General features: G+C 74.4%; 10 protein-coding genes. 5 read left to right on the top strand and 5 right to left on the bottom strand.

Going from position 1 to position 15,222, the window contains the following annotated elements:
- Positions 1-470: 470 nt before the first annotated feature.
- The gene (locus tag AB0M97_RS00490; RefSeq protein ID WP_365958435.1) at positions 471-1,712 is read left to right on the top strand and encodes a transposase; all 1,242 of its coding nucleotides are present in this window, start codon (positions 471-473) and stop codon (positions 1,710-1,712) included.
- Here AB0M97_RS00490 and AB0M97_RS00485 read toward each other — a convergent pair.
- Positions 1,700-3,661 (bottom strand): helix-turn-helix domain-containing protein, encoded by a 1,962-nt coding sequence (locus AB0M97_RS00485; RefSeq protein WP_365958434.1) that lies wholly within the window; start codon positions 3,659-3,661, stop codon positions 1,700-1,702. The genes AB0M97_RS00490 and AB0M97_RS00485 overlap by 13 nt on opposite strands.
- Positions 3,662-4,290: 629 nt before the next feature.
- Here AB0M97_RS00485 and AB0M97_RS00480 point away from each other — a divergent pair.
- The 4 genes from AB0M97_RS00480 to AB0M97_RS00465 are packed head-to-tail and all read left to right on the top strand — an operon-like array spanning position 4,291 to position 10,427.
- Complete coding sequence (locus AB0M97_RS00480) at positions 4,291-5,682, top strand: nitrate/nitrite transporter (protein ID WP_365958433.1); 1,392 nt, start codon at positions 4,291-4,293, stop codon at positions 5,680-5,682.
- Positions 5,675-7,768, top strand: a complete 2,094-nt coding sequence (locus AB0M97_RS00475) for a molybdopterin oxidoreductase family protein (RefSeq protein WP_365958431.1) — start codon at positions 5,675-5,677, stop codon at positions 7,766-7,768. The genes AB0M97_RS00480 and AB0M97_RS00475 overlap by 8 nt, the downstream gene beginning before the upstream one ends.
- Positions 7,769-7,776: 8 nt before the next feature.
- Positions 7,777-9,168 carry an FAD-dependent oxidoreductase gene (locus tag AB0M97_RS00470; protein WP_365958430.1) on the top strand — a complete coding sequence of 464 codons (1,392 nt, stop codon included), beginning with the start codon at positions 7,777-7,779 and terminating at the stop codon, positions 9,166-9,168.
- Positions 9,165-10,427 carry an FAD-dependent oxidoreductase gene (locus tag AB0M97_RS00465; protein WP_365958429.1) on the top strand — a complete coding sequence of 421 codons (1,263 nt, stop codon included), beginning with the start codon at positions 9,165-9,167 and terminating at the stop codon, positions 10,425-10,427. The genes AB0M97_RS00470 and AB0M97_RS00465 overlap by 4 nt, the downstream gene beginning before the upstream one ends.
- An 18-nt stretch (positions 10,428-10,445) precedes the next feature.
- Here the strand turns inward: AB0M97_RS00465 and AB0M97_RS00460 are convergent, their stop codons facing one another.
- The 4 genes from AB0M97_RS00460 to AB0M97_RS00445 all read right to left on the bottom strand — a co-directional run bounded on the left by AB0M97_RS00460 (position 10,446) and on the right by AB0M97_RS00445 (position 15,109).
- Positions 10,446-12,437 carry an anthranilate synthase family protein gene (locus tag AB0M97_RS00460; RefSeq protein WP_365958428.1) on the bottom strand — a complete coding sequence of 664 codons (1,992 nt, stop codon included), beginning with the start codon at positions 12,435-12,437 and terminating at the stop codon, positions 10,446-10,448.
- Positions 12,434-13,057, bottom strand: a complete 624-nt coding sequence (locus AB0M97_RS00455) for an isochorismatase family protein (RefSeq protein ID WP_365958427.1) — start codon at positions 13,055-13,057, stop codon at positions 12,434-12,436. The genes AB0M97_RS00460 and AB0M97_RS00455 overlap by 4 nt, the downstream gene beginning before the upstream one ends.
- 36 nt (positions 13,058-13,093) lie before the next feature.
- Positions 13,094-13,864, bottom strand: coding sequence for a 2,3-dihydro-2,3-dihydroxybenzoate dehydrogenase (locus tag AB0M97_RS00450; protein ID WP_365958426.1), 771 nt, complete (start codon positions 13,862-13,864; stop codon positions 13,094-13,096).
- Between the two features lie 72 nt (positions 13,865-13,936).
- Positions 13,937-15,109 (bottom strand): 3-deoxy-7-phosphoheptulonate synthase, encoded by a 1,173-nt coding sequence (locus AB0M97_RS00445; protein ID WP_365958425.1) that lies wholly within the window; start codon positions 15,107-15,109, stop codon positions 13,937-13,939.
- Between the last annotated feature and the right edge of the window lie 113 nt (positions 15,110-15,222).

Below are 15,222 nucleotides of genomic sequence, written 5' to 3'. Positions count from 1 at the left end.
GGACGGTGCTCGGCCCACCATTCTCCCAGACCGCACACGCCCCTCCAGGGGCCGCCCCGGCACCGTCGCCAGGCCCGGTCGGTGGGCCGGAAACCGCGGATCGTCGCACGTCAGCAGCGCGAACCGGAGTCCGGAATCCCGCCCGGCCCCGGCAGGTGTGCCGTGGTGCGAAATGCCATGGTGACGTGCCAGTGAGGCCCGGCACCCGGTGCCCGTTTCGCTCCGTCACGTCCCTTTGACCGGCCCGATATGGGGCCCGAGTGGGCGCCGGAACGCGGGGAGGGGTGGTGCGGACACACCCCGCCGGGCACGCCACGAACGGGACAGCGGGGACGTACGGGGCGCGATGCTGGTCCGGCCACCGTCCCCCGGCGCACGTCCTGTGCTCCGTGGACCTGGGAACCGTGCCCCGACTGCCGCACATTGGTGGGGCAGGGCAGCCCCTCGGATCGACTCCCGTCTTACCCACGATGGAAGGTCCGTTCATGAAAGTGGTCGCGCTGGGCCTCGATCAAGCGCATGGTCCGACCACGTGCGAGCCGTCGTACGTGTCTTCGAGCAACGTGTCGTTGCCGGAGTTGTGCTCGCTCCTTTTCGCCTCCCTGCCCCGCAGCGACCAACGTCGCAAGGGCATGGAGTACATAAGAGGTCTGTTGGAGGTACGGGGACGCAAATCGATACGGAACATCGCCACGCTGGTCGGAGGGCGGGCGACGGAGCAGAGTCTGCACCACTTCATCAGCGACTCCAGCTGGGAATGGGCGCCGGTGCGCCGGGCTCTCGCCCGGTTCGCGGTCGGTGCCGCCCCGCCCCAGGCCTGGGTGGTGCGCCCCATGGTCATCCCGAAGGCCGGACGGCACTCCGTGGGCGTGGAGCGGCGCTTCTTCCCCGAGCACGGGCAGATGCTCAACGCCCAGCAGGCCGTGGGCGTGTGGGCGGTCTCCGACGAGACGAGCGTGCCGGTCAACTGGCGGCTGCAGCTCTCCCCGGGCTGGCTCGACGAGGACCGGCGGCGGCGCGCGTCGATACCGGACGACGCGTGCGCGGAGTCCCTCGGCGAGTGCGCCGCGCAGGCCTACCTGGAGACGGCGGGATGGGGACTGCCCTCCCGTCCCGTCGTGATGGACGCCCGCGAGGTCGACGTCGCCTCCGCCGTGGCGGCGATCCGCGCCGCGCGGATGCCGCTGATGCTCAGGGTGGGCGACTCGCTGCGGCTGTCCGTGGCGGACCCGGCGCTGCCCGGCTTCGGCGCCGCCACCAGATCGGTGCGTCAGATCATGGGCGCCGGCCGGGCCCTGCGGCGGCCGGTCCTGTGGCCCGCCGGCAGCGGCACACCCGCCGCGCAGGCAGGGCTGGTGGCCGCCGTGCGCGTCACCCTGCCCGCCGCCCCCGGCCGGCGCGCCGCGCTCAGGCGGCGCCAGCGGCTCGGTGACCTCCTGCTGCTCGGCGTCGGGGAGAACGACCGGCGCTGGCCGGCGGAGGTGTGGCTGACCGACCTGGCCCATGTGCCGCCCGCGTCCCTCATGCGGCTGCGCGGCACGGTCGACCGGGTCGAGCGGGACTTCACCCGGGTCGCCGACCAGGTGGGCATCCGCGACTTCGCCGGACGCTCCTACCGGGGCTGGCACCGGCACGTCACGCTCGCGTCCGCCGCGCACGTCCTGGCGGCCCTCGGCGACCCGGACGACGGCGAACTCGGTTACGCGTCCTGACGCCCGGCAGGGTGGCCGGCCGACTCCCCGCGCTCCCTGAGGACCCGCCGTATCCGCGACAGCCGGAGCGCGAGCTGGACCTCCAGCGCCCGCTCCGGCTTCTGCCAGTCGGAGCCGATCAGATCACTGATCCGCTCCAGCCTGCGGGCCACGGTGTTGGGATGGACATGGAGCTGCTCGGCGGCGTACGTGGGACTCCCCCCGGTGTCGAAGTAGGCGTCCAGGGTGCGGGTCAGCTCCGTCAGCCGCTGCTCGTCGTAGTCGAGCACGGCGCCGATGGTGCTCTCGATGAACTTCTCGGCGTCCAGATGGTCCGACAGCAGCAGCCCCACGAACCCCATGTCGTGCGTCGACGCCGACGTCCCGACCGCGCCCAGCGCGATCATCGCGTCGAGGCAGCGCGCCGCCTCCCGGTACCCGTGCAGGACCGCACCGGGGTCCGACACGGGACCGGAGCCGCTCACCGTCACCGGACGGCCCAGCAGGGACGACAGCTCGTGGCGCACCGCGCGGGCCGCGGCGCCCGCTTCGGTGCCCGGCAGCAGCAGCACGATGTCGCCCTCGTGCGTGGTCTTCAGGCCGTTCCTGCGACGCGCGTAGGCGGACGCCCAGGTGACCGCCCGCACCTGCGCGCCGCCGTCGGGGCGGGCGATGACCACGACGTACGGCTGGTCCAGGCCGATGCCCAGCCGGCGGGCGCGCCGCTCCAGTTGCTCACGGGGCCGGCAGGCGCTCATCAGCAGGTCGTCGAGCAGCTCGTCGCGGAACTGCCCCTCCGCGACCGCGGCGCTGCCCTGGTGCAGGAACAGCAGCACCGCCGCCGCCCCGGCCGCGTGCCGCAGCAGCTCCGCCGCGTCGTCGGTGAGGGCGGGGCCGGCGTGGACGCACAGGGCGCCCAGGTAGTGACTGCCGGTGAAGAGCGGCACGGACCACACGCCGCCTTCCAGGAGCCACGGCTCCGGTGCGCCGAGCGGCCCGGCGTCCATCGCGGCCCGCGTGACGGCCTCCCGCGTGCCCTCCGGCATGTCCCCGGCCCCGGCGACCACCGTGCCGTGCGCGCCGCACAGCAGCACCGAGGCGCCCAGCCGGGCCCGGAACTCCTCCACCAGGGTGTGCGGGTCGCAGCCGCCGAGCACCAGGTCGAGCAGCTCCCGCTGCGTCGCGGCGACCCTGCGCGCGGCCGCCAGTTCGGCCTCGGCGCGCAGCGCCCGGTCCCGCAGGACCGCCATGTCCTCGCGGGTCTCCTCCAGGTGCACGGCCCGCTCCAGGGCCACCCCGCCGATCTCCGCGAGCATGCTCGTCAGCGCTATCTCGTCCGCGGAGAAGTGCCGCACACTGCGGTCGGCGACGTGCAGGGAGCCCAGCGGGCGCGTGCCCCGGCTGAGCGGCACGCCCAGCACGGCGTGCAGGCCCTCGGCCATGATCCACTCGTCGGGCCCGTCGGCGTGCCGGAAGGTGTCGTCGGTCAGGTAGTCGGACGTCCACAGGGGTGCGCGGTGGGCCAGTACGGCCGCGGCGAGCCCGGCGTCCCACGGTAATCGGATCCGGGTGTTCAGCATCGAGACATGACCGTCGAGGGCGTGCAGCCTGAACAGCCGCTCGTCCGCGGCGGGCCGGGTCACCCAGGAGACGTCGGCGCCCAGCAGCAGCCGCGCCCGGCGCGTGATGATCTTGAGGGTGTCCTCGACGCTGTGCGGGGCGGCCAGGTCGCAGGCGGTGTCGACGAGCGAGGTGAGACCGGCGCTCCACTGCTGACGCCGGTCCAGCCGGGCGTGGATGCTCAGGGCGAGCCGCTTGACCTGCTCCACCATCCGCAGGTCGGCCCCCCGCACACCCCGCCTGCGGGCCTGTTCGACGGGTGCCTCGAAGCGGCTCGCCGGGCCCTCACCGGCCAGCAGGTCCAGCAGTGCCAGAACGGCGCCCGCCGCTTCGTCCTTCTTGTGCGACACGAGGCCCCTCCGGTGTCTCGTTCCCCAACCGCCGGCGGTGACGGCCCCCGAAGGCCGAAACCGTCGATCACGGCTCCCGCCGGCACAACGGGAAGACACCTGCGAGTGTTCCACCAGCCGCGCCCGGGGCCGTGACCGGGAAGACCACGGACCCCGCATGCGTCACCCGGTGGTCCACGGGCCGGGTGGACCGCCCGTCCGCGGACCGTGCGGGCTGACTACCCGCGGTGGTGTGAAAAATACCGTGACCCGGGGCCGCGGAAGCCCTTCTCGATCAGGACTGTGGGCGTTCTCGAGACGGCTGCGGAGTAATGAACGAGGAGATCCGGGCGAGGGCTCCCGACGGGAACCGGCCCGGCCGAACTGACGTGACATCAGGAGCGGATCTGACAGATGTGCTTGCGATGTGACAGATCCGCGGCGGTGTCCGGGCCGTGGACGGACGCGAGCGGGGCAACTGCGCCAGAATCCCCAACCATGAGGTGCGCGCCCCACGTTGAACACATCGGGTCCCCGGACGTCATCCGGTGCGGCGGTCACCCCGCGCAGCAGCCGGAGCCGTCCGACGTGCTCGTGGACGCCCCGGCCGTCGCGTCGGAACGCCGCCCCCCGGCCGAGGAGTTGCCCCGATGACGGCACTGAGCGTCTCCCGACCCCGCATCGAGCACTGGGACCCGGAGGACGAGGAGTTCTGGGAGCACACCGGCAGGCACGTCGCACGACGCAACCTCGTCCTGTCCATCTTCTCCGAGCACATCGGGTTCTCGATCTGGAGCATGTGGTCGGTCCTGGTGCTGTTCATGTCCCCCGCCATCGGCCTGGGCTTCGCCCCGAGCGAGAAGTTCCTGCTGGTGGTCACCCCCACCCTGGTCGGCGCCCTGCTGCGGCTGCCGTACAGCCACGCGGTGACCCGGTTCGGCGGGCGCAACTGGACCGTGTTCAGCTCGGCCGTCCTGCTGGTGCCCGCGCTGCTGGCGCTGTACTTCGTCCAGCGGCCGGGCACACCCCTGTGGGTGTTCCTGCTCATCGCCGCGACGGCGGGCGTCGGCGGCGGCAACTTCGCCTCCTCCACCACGAACATCGCCCACTTCTTCCCCCGGCGCCACCAGGGCTGGGCGCTCGGCCTGAACGCCGGCGGCGGCAACCTGGGCGTCGCGGTGATCCAGCTGATCGGACTGCTGGTGATCGCCACCGCCGGCGACACCCACCCCGCCTACGTGATCGCCGCCTACCTGCCGCTGATCGCCCTCGCCGCGCTCCTCGCGGCACTCGGCATGGACAACATCGACACCGGCCCCGCCCGGCCGGGCGTGCTGCGCGAGGCGGTGCGCGACCGGCACACCTGGTGGATCTCCCTGCTGTACGTCGGCACGTTCGGCTCGTTCATCGGCTACGGCTTCGCCTTCGGCCTCGTCCTGCAGAACCAGTTCGGCTCCACACCGCTGGAGGCGGCCGGCTTCACCTTCCTGGGTCCGCTGCTCGGCTCGCTGTCCCGGCCCCTGGGCGGCCGGCTCGCCGACCGGTGGGGCGGAGCACGCGTCACCTACTGGAACTTCCTCGCCATGGGCGCGGGCACCGGCCTGCTGCTGGTGGCCTCGGCCTACGAGTCCCTCGCGATGTTCGTCGCCGTGTTCACGGTGCTGTTCGTGCTCAGCGGCCTCGGCAACGGCTCCACGTACAAACTGATCCCGGTGGTCTTCGCCGGGCAGGCCGAGGCCGCCGTAACCGCCGGCCACGACGCCGACGAGGCCTTCGCCCGCGCCCGGCGGCTGACCGGCGCGGTCATCGGCATCGCCGGTGCCGTCGGCGCCCTCGGCGGCGTCGCCGTCAACCTGGCCTTCCGGGCGTCCTACGGCAGCCGGGGCACCGGCGAGCCCGCCTTCTGGTCCTTCCTGGCCTGCTACGCGGTGTGCCTGGCCATCACCCGCCTCGTCTACCTGCGCACCCCGCACGGCACCACGCCCGACGGCCGGCCCGGCCCGCGGCGCGCCACCGAGTCGTCGGAGGCCACCCGTGCCTGACACCCCGCCCAGCACGAGCGTGACCACCCACTGCCCGTACTGCGCCCTGCAGTGCGGCACCCGGCTCGGCCACGACGCCCGGGGCACCGTGGTGGAGCCCTCCGACTTCCCCGTCAACAGCGGCGGCCTGTGCCAGAAGGGCTGGACCGCGCCCGCCCTGCTCGACGTCCCCGACCGACTGCGCCGGCCACTGGTGCGCGGCGCGGACGGCCGTCTCGCCCCGGCCGACTGGGACACCGCCCTGGACACGGTCGCCGACCGGCTGCTGCGCATCCGCGACGAGCACGGCCCGGACGCGCTCGCCGTGTTCGGCGGAGGCGGCCTCACCAACGAAAAGGCCTACCTGCTGGGCAAGTTCGCCCGGCTCGCCCTGCGAACCAGCCAGATCGACTACAACGGCCGGTTCTGCATGTCCTCGGCCGCCGCCGCCGGGACGGCCGCCTTCGGCCTGGACCGCGGACTGCCGTTCCCCGTCACCGACCTCGGCGCGGCCGACGCGATCCTGCTGGCCGGCGCCAACCCCGCCGAGACGATGCCCCCGCTGATGCGGCACCTGGAGGGCGCCGACCTGATCGTCGTCGACCCGCGCCGCACCAGGACCGCCGAACGCGCCGCGCTGCACCTGCAACCGGTGCCGGGCACCGACCTCGCGCTGGCGCTCGGCCTGCTGCACCTCGCCGTGAGCGACGGCTGGTGCGACAAGGAGTACGTCCAGCAGCGCACCACCGGCTTCGACGCAGCCTGGCGACGCGCCGTGACCTGGTGGCCCGAACGCGTCGAACGCGTCACCGGCGTCCCCGTCGCCGAACAGCGCGCCGCCGTACGGCTGCTGGGCGAGGCGCGACGGGCGTACGTGCTGACCGGCCGCGGCGCCGAACAGCACAGCAAGGGCGCCGACACGGCCGCCGCGTTCATCAACCTCGCGCTCGCCCTCGGACTGCCCGGCGTCGCCGGAAGCGGCTACGGCTGCCTGACCGGGCAGGGCAACGGGCAGGGCGGACGCGAGCACGGCCAGAAGACCGACCAGCTCCCCGGCTACCGCATGATCACCGACCCGGCCGCGCGGGCCCACGTGGCACGGGTGTGGGGCACCGACCCGGACACCCTGCCGGGCCCCGGCCGCAGCGCCTACGAACTGCTCGACGCGCTCGGCACCGACAACGGCCCGCGCGCCCTGCTGGTGTTCGGCTCCAACCCCGCCGTGTCGGCCCCCCACGCCGCCCACGTGTGCGAGCGGCTGGCCTCCCTCGACCTGCTGGTGGTGGCCGACTTCGTGCCGTCGGAGACCGCGCGGATGGCCGACGTGGTCCTCCCGGTCGCCCAGTGGGCCGAGGAGGACGGCACCATGACCAGCCTGGAGGGCAGGGTGCTGCGCCGCAGACGACTGCACCCGCCGCCGGACGGCGTGCGCACCGACCTGGAGGTCCTGCACGGCCTCGCGGTCCGGCTCGGCGAACCGGCGGAGCGCTACCCCACCTCGCCGCGCCAGGTGTTCGAGGAACTGCGGCGCGCCTCCCGCGGCGGCAAGGCCGACTACTCCGGCATCAGCTACGACCGGCTGGAGGCGGGGGAGGCCCTGCACTGGCCCTGCCCGGACACCCCGGACGGCGCACCGCACCCCGGCACGCCCCGCCTCTTCCTCGACGGCTTCGCACACCCCGACGGGCGCGCCCGGTTCGCCGAGGTCGACCACCGCGACCCCGCCGAGACACCCGACGCCGACCACCCCCTGTACGCCACGACCGGCCGGGTGCTCGCCCACTACCAGTCCGGCGCGCAGACCCGCCGCGTGGCCGAACTCCACGACGCCTCGCCCGAACCGTTCGTGGAGATCCACCCCGACACCGCCGAACGCGCCGGGCTGCGCGAGGGCGAACCCGCCCGCGTCACCTCCGCCCGCGGAACCACGGTGGCACGCGTGCGGCTGGTCGGCAGCATGCGCACGGACACGGTGTTCCTGCCCTTCCACCATCCCGGTCCCGGCCGGGCCAACCTCATCACCAGCACCGCCCTCGACCCCCGCACCGGGATGCCCGAGTTCAAGGTCTGCGCCGTGCGGATCGAACCCGGCACCGGCGCGTCATGAGGCCCGCCATGCCCGCCCCCCGCCACGTCCTCGTCGTCGGCCACGGCCCCGCGGCGCACCGCCTCGTGGAACGCCTGCGCCACCACGGCCACCGCGGCCCGGTCACCGTGCTCGGCGCGGAGCCGCGCCCGGCCTACAACCGCGTCCTCCTGACGTCCCTCCTCGGCGGCGCCCTCACCGCGGGGGACCTGAGCCTGCGTCACCCCCCGGACGACGTCGGCGTCAGGACGGGCGTCACCGTCACCGCCGTCGACCGCGCCCGCCGCCTGGTGCACACCGACACCGGGGAGACCCACCCCTACGACCACCTGGTGCTGGCCACCGGCGCCCGGCCCCGCATCCCCCGCCTGCCCGGCCTGCTCACCGCAGGCGGCCGGCTCGCCGAGGGCGCCACCACCCTGCGCACCCTCGCCGACTGCGAACGGATCGCCGACGGACCCCTGGTGGTGCTCGGCGGCGGCATCCTCGGTACGGAGACCACGCTCGCGCTGCTGCGACGCGGCCGGGACGTCACCCTCGTCCACCCCGGGCCGCACCCCATGGACGACCGGCTCGACGACGCGGCCGGCGCCCTGCTCGCCGGTCACCTGCGAGACGGCGGCGCCCGGCTGCGGCTGGGGCGCGCCGCCGCGGCGTACCGGCCCGGCAAACTGGTCCTGGACGACGGGGAGATACTCCCGGCCGGAACACTCGTACTGTGCACGGGCGTCGAACCGGAGACCGCGCTCGCCCGGCGGGCCGGACTCGCCGTGCGCACGGGCGTGGTCGTCGACCGGCACCTGCGCACCGGCGACCCGCGCATCCACGCCATCGGCGACTGCGCGGAGTCCGACGGCGACGTGCCCGGTCTCGTCACCACCGCCTGGGAACAGGCGGAGACCCTCGCCCGCACCCTCACCGGCCGCGACCCGCAGCACCGCGCCGCCCGGTCCGTCGTACGGCTGCGGGCGCCCGGCTTCGACCTGGCCTGCCTCGGCCCGCCCGACCCGCCGGACGCCACCCGGCACGTGACACTGTCCGACCCCGCCCGGGGCCGCTACGCCCGGCTCGCCCTGTCCGGCGAGCGGATCCTCGGCGCGGTCCTCGTCGGCCTGCCGCGCGCCATCGCCGCGGTCGGCCGGCTGTACGAACGGGACCTGCCGGTGCCGTCCGACCGGCTCGGGCTCCTGCTGGGCACCCCGGCCACCGAACGGCCCGGCCCCGTCGGCCTGCCCGACGAGGCCGTGCTCTGCCACTGCAACCACGTCACCAAGGCCGACCTGCTGCGCGCCTGGTGCGCCGGCGCCCGGGACCTGGCCCGGGTCACCGCCGCGACCCGGGCCACCACCGGCTGCGGCGGCTGCTCGGACGACGTACGGCTGGTCCTGGCGTCGGCGACCGCAGGAGGCGACGGCCCATGACCCGCACACCGCGCACCCTGGTGGTCGCCGGACACGGCATGGCCGGCCACCGCCTCGTGGCACACCTGCGGGCCCACGACCGGCACGGCACCTGGCGTGCCGTCGTCCTGGCCGAGGAGCCCCGCCCCGCCTACGACCGGGTCGCCCTGTCGTCCTACCTGGAGGGCAGGAGCGCCGCCGACCTGACCCTCGCCGACCACGCCTTCCTCACCGACCCCCTGGTGGACGTGCGGACGGCCACCCCGGTCACCGGCATCGACCGGCGGGCCCGCACCGTCACGACCGCCGACGGTACGACCATCGCCTACGACGCCCTGGTGCTCGCCACCGGGTCACGGCCGTACGTGCCGCCCGTGCCGGGACACGACCTGCCCGGCTGCTTCGTCTACCGCACCTTCGCGGACCTCGACGCCATCCGCGCGGCGGCACGCGAGAAACGCCCCGGCGTGGTCGTCGGCGGCGGGCTGCTCGGCCTGGAGGCCGCCAACGCGCTGCGGCTGCTCGGGGTGCGGACCCACGTCGTGGAACTCGCCCCGCGCCTGATGCCGGTGCAGCTCGACGACGGGGCGGCGCGGGTGCTCGCCCGGCTCGTCGGCGGCCTCGGGCTGCGCGTGCACTGCGGCACCGCCGTGCGGGCCGTGCACGCGGGCTCCGACGGGCGGGTCGCGGGCGTCACCCTCGCCGACGGCAGCGCCGTCGACGCCGGCCTGGTGGTGTTCTCCGCCGGGGTGCGCCCCCGCGACGAACTGGCCCGGCCCGCCGGACTCGCCACGGGCGAACGCGGCGGCTTCCTGGTGGACGACCGGTGCCGCACCGGGGACCCGCACATCTGGGCCGTCGGCGAGTGCGCCGCCGTCCGCGGCCGCACCTACGGGATGGTCGCACCCGGCCACCGCATGGCCGAACTGGTCGCCGACCAGCTGCTCGGCCGCCCCACCGCCCCCTTCACCGACCCCGACACCTCCGCCAGGCTCAAGCTCCTCGGCGTCGACGTGGCCAGCTTCGGCGACGCCCACGCCGAGACCGAGGGCGCCATGGAGTACGTCCTGCGCGACGACACGGCCGGTACGTACGCGAAGCTCGTCCTCGGCCCGGACGGGCGGGTCCTGCTCGGCGGCGTCCTCGCCGGAGACGCCTCCGCCTACGGCACACTGCGCGCCCTGGTCGGCCGCGAACTGACCGCCCCGCCGGACCGGTTGCTGGCCGGTCCGGTCCCCGGCGGCCCGCCGTCGCGGTCGCGGGGACGGGCCGCGGCATGACGTGAGGCGGTCACGGCCTCATCGGCGGGAAGGCTCTCCGGCGCGGCGACCGGCGCGGAACCGCGGCATCGACCCGTGGCCGGCCCGCGCCACCTGCCCGACGGTGGCGTGCTCCTCGCCCGGCGCGCCGGCCAGGACCTCCTTGATCAGGTCGCCGACGATCCGCACGCCGTCCTGGGTGAGCACCGACTCGGCGTGGAACTGCATCGACGCGAAGTGCGGTCCGCGCAGCGCGTGCACCTCGCCGGTGCCGGGGTCACGGCTGATCTCGACCACGCCCACCCCCTGACAGTCGAGCTTGTCCTCCGGGCTGCGGGCGGCGAACGTGTTGTAGAAGCCGACCCGTTCCCGGACGCCGAACAGGTCGATCTCCTTCTGCGCCCCCTGGTTGGGGACCGCCCGGCGCACCAGGGGAAAGCCGAGCAGCGTGCAGAGCATCTGGTGGCTCAGGCAGACGGCGAGGAACGGGCGCCGCCCGTCGAGCAGGGCCCGCACGGTCGCCCGCAGGTGGGCGATCTTGGGATGGCCGGTGTCACGGGGATCGCCCGGACCGGGCCCCATCACGACGAGGTCGTGGCCGTCCAGGGAGTACGGCTCGTCGAACCGGCTGACCGTCACCCGCAGCCCCATCGACCGCAGCTGGTGGTCGAGCATCGACGTGAACGTGTCCTCGGCGTCCACGACCAGCACCCGGCGCCCGATCAGCGCCGGATCGGGGCTCGAGCCCTGGCCGTTGCCCAGCCAGAAACCGGCGAGGGTGGCGTTGCGCCGCTCCAGGGCTTCCCGGACCCGGGGGTGGTTCGCGAAGCGGGAGGGCCCGCCGGACTCGATGGCCGCCAGCAGCCCCGCCGCCTTCGCCGCGGTCTCGGCGACCTCGCTCGCCGGGTCGGAGTGGCGCACGAGCGTGGCGCCGACCCCGATCCGCAGCCGGCCGTCGCCGGCGATGTCGGCGGTGCGGATCAGGATGGAGGAGTCCAGGGCGCGCTCACCGCGCTCGTCGCGGCCGATGAGGGCGACGACGCCGCTGTAGTAGCCGCGGCCCCGGGGCTCGTGGCGGCCGATGACCCGGCAGGCGTTCTCCAGCGGGCTGCCGGTGACGGTCGGCGCGAACAGCGTCTCGCGCAGGATGTCGCGCGGGTCGCGCGCGGTGCGTCCCTCGATGAAGTACTCGGTGTGCGCGAGGCGGGCCATCTCCTTGAGGTACGGCCCGACCACCCGGCCGCCCGACTCGCAGATCCGGGCCATCATCTTCAGTTCCTCGTCCACCACCATGTACAGCTCGTCGGCCTCCTTGCGGTCGGCGAGGAAGTCCAGCACCTGCGGCAGGGCCGGGCCCGAGGCCGGGTAGCGGTAGGTGCCGCTGATGGGGTTCATCACCGCCGTGCCGTCGCGCAGGCTGATGTGCCGCTCGGGGGTGGCGCCGACCAGGGTGCGGGAGCCGGTGTGCACCAGGAACGTCCAGTAGGCGCCCGTCTCGCGCTGGAGCAGGCGCCGGAAGACCGCCAGGCCGTGCCGCGGGGTGTAGCCGGTGATGTCGGCGGTGTAGGTGCGCTTGATGACGAAGTTGGAGCCCTCCCCGGTGCCGATCTCCTCCGTGACGACCCGGCGGACGGTGTCGGCGTACTCCTCGTCCGGCACGTCGAAACGGCCGCCGGACAGCTTGACGGGCAGGTCCGGGACGCGGGCCAGTACCTCGGCGACGGGCACGGTGGCCTGGCCGGTGACGGTCATCGCGAGCAGCGGCGTGCCGTCGTCGGGGCAGGCGAAGCCGCGCTCGGCGATCTGCCGGTACGGCACCAGGGCCAGCACCTCGTGGCGGGGGCCTCCGCCGGTCTCCGGGGCGTCGCCGAGGGGCAGTTCGGCGAGGGTGCGCAGCTGTGCCGTCTCGCCGGCCACGACGTCCAGGACTCCCGGGCCCGTCGACTCGGGGCGGTGCAGCAGGGCGTACGAGGCCGGGGGCCGGTCGCTGAGGATCCGGCCGAGCAGGTCGTTGTTCGGGGCGCCCGTCATGCCAGGATCTCCTTGGTGGTGACGACGACGGCGCAGCGCTGCGCCGCGTACTCCAGGGCCAGCCGGTGGTGGCGCTGCGAGAAGTCGGCCACCGCGTCGGCCACCAGGAACGTCCGGATGTCGTGGGTGAACGCCTCCACGGCGGTCATCAGCACTCCCACATGCGCGTACACCCCGCACAGCACGAGCTGGTCGCGGCCCGCGGCGCGCATCCGGTCCAGCAGGTCGGAGCGGAAGAACGCGCTGTAGCGCCACTTGGTGAGCCGCCAGTCGCCGGGGGCCGGGGCCAGTTCGTCGACCACCTGCCGGTCGGCGGGGGTGGTGCGCATGCCCGGCCCCCAGAAGTCCTTCAGCAGGCCACGCTGCTGGTCGGTCATGCCGCCGGGCTGCGCCGTGTACGCCACCGGCATGCCGAGCCCGGCGCAGTGCTCGCGGACCTGCTGGGCGTTGCGCACGAGTTCCCCGCGCAGCCCGGTGGGCAGGGGCCGCAGGAAGTAGCGCTGCATGTCGTGCACGAGCAGCACCGCGCGGCGCGGGTCGATGGCCCAGCGGGCGGTGTTGTCGGGCAGATCGCCCGCCGTCGGCATCGGGTACGGGGAGATCTCGGGTATGCCTGCCATGGACTTCTTCTCCTGGTCGCCTGACGTCTGTGAGGGCTACGCGCCGAGGGCGGCGCCGCCGTCGACGGTGAGTTCGTGCAGGGTGATGTGGGAGGCCTCGTCCGACAGCAGGAAGACGACGGCGTGGGCGACGTCCGTGGGGCTGGCCAGCCTGCCCAGCGGGATGCCCACCCGGAACGCGTCCGGCTGCCCTTCGACCGTGTGCTTCGGGCCGGACTCGTCGTGCCACATGGACGTGAGCATCGGGGTGCTGGTGGAGCCCGGCGCCACGACGTTGCAGCGGATGCCGTCCCGGGCGACCTCCAGGCCCAGGCTCTTGGTGAACATCGTCGCCGCCGCCTTGGACGCGGCGTAGGCGGCCATCTGCACCCGCGGAGTGGCGGCGGCGTTGGACGCGACGGTGACGATCGCGCCGCGCCGGCGCGGCAGCATCCGGTTGACGACGGCCCGCGACATCAGGAAGACGCCGGTGGCGTTGACGGCGAACGTCGTCGCCCAGTCGTCGTCGGTGAGGTGGCGGGCGTGGCCGAGCCGCAGCACACCGGCGCCGTTGACCAGGTACTCCAGCGGGCCGAGGCGCTCCTCGGCCTCCTGCACCACGGCCTCGACGTCCGTGCCGCTGGAGACGTCGGCGGGCAGGGCGTGCGCCTCCAGGCCGTCCGCGCACAGCTTGCCCGCCACCTGCCGCAGCCGGTCGGCGTCCCGGTCCACGGCGGCCACCACCGCGCCGCGTTCGCCGAGGGCGCGGGCCACCGCCTCGCCGATGCCGCCCGCCGCTCCGGTCACGAGTGCGACCTTCCCGTCCATGTCAGGACCTCCTCATCTACGTGTCTGCCTGCCGGCCGTGCGCGTGCTGATCGGGGTGGACGGGGCGGGGCGTCAGCCGAGCCAGACCGAGGCGACGGCGACGGCCTGGCGCGGGTTGAGGCGCGGATCGCAGTAGGACGTGTACTTGTCCGCCACGTGATCGACGCAGGTGTCGTTGGGGGCGCACTCGGTGACGTCGTCCGGGGTGGTCTCCAGGTGCAGCCCGCCGTCGATGCCGCCCTCGGAGCGGACGGCCTCCTGGAACTCCTGGATCTCCCGCTCGATCGTCTCCACGAAGCGCGTCTTGAGGCCGCCGGGCAGGGTGACGGTGTTGCCGTGCATGGCGTCGGTCAGCCAGATCACCGGGTGTCCGGCCTCGCGTGCCGCGGCGACGAGTTTCGGCAGCCGGTCGCCGACGGCGGCGGCCCCCATGCGGGCGATGAGGGTCAGGCGGCCCTTCTCCCGCCGCGGGTCGAGCCGTTCGCACAGCCCGAGGAGTTCGTCGGCCGTCACCTTCGGCCCGACCTTGCAGGCGACCGGGTTGGCGACCCGGGACAGCAGGGCGACATGGGCGCCGTCGAGCTGGCGGGTGCGCTCGCCGATCCAGGGCCAGTGCGTGGAGGTGAGCACGAGCCGCCCCCGCTCGTCCCGGCGCACCAGGGGGAGTTCGTAGTCGAGGATCAGGGCCTCGTGGCTGGTCCACACGGGCGGCTCCGTCCAGTGCCGCCGCACGGTGCCGCCCCAGCCGAGGTGGGTCATGATCTCGCGGGCCGCCCGGTAGCAGGACAGGAGGCGCTGCGGGTCCGGCCGCCGGCTCTCGGGGTCGGGCTCGGGGCCGTTGACCAAGTGGCCGCGGTAGGCGGGCAGTTCCACGCCGCCCACCCGTTCGGTGGGGCTGGAGCGGGGCTTGCCGAACTGGCCCGCCATGCGCCCCACCCGGATCACCGGCTTGTGCGTGATCATCTTCAGCACCCCGACCAGCAGGTCCAGTACGGCCGTCTTGCGGGCGACGTATCCGGGCGTGCACTCGGCCGGGTCCTCGGCGCAGTCCCCGGACTGGACGACCAGGGCCTCCCCGTCGGCGACGCGGGCCAGTAGCGACCGCAGGGTGTCGACGTCCTCGGCGGCGACGAGCCCCTCCCGGCCGGCCAGCGTCTCCCTGATCTGCCGCACCCGGGCCGGATCACCCCACTCGGGCTGTTGCCGGGCGGCCTTTGCCTGGATGTCGAGCAGCGCGTCGTCCACTGGTGTCTCCTTTGGCGGATGCATGACTCCGGCGCGCCACCGCCGGGGCGGTCGAGGCCCGTGAGGTGCGCGGCCGTACGGGTGTCGGACGTGGGCCGGCGGGTCGGGCACCG

The sequence above is a fragment of the Streptomyces sp. NPDC051207 genome, from assembly GCF_040682395.1.
Lineage (GTDB): Bacteria > Actinomycetota > Actinomycetes > Streptomycetales > Streptomycetaceae > Streptomyces.
The sequence above is the reverse complement of the archived record's forward strand: the minus strand, read 5'-3'. Positions and strand labels throughout refer to the sequence as shown.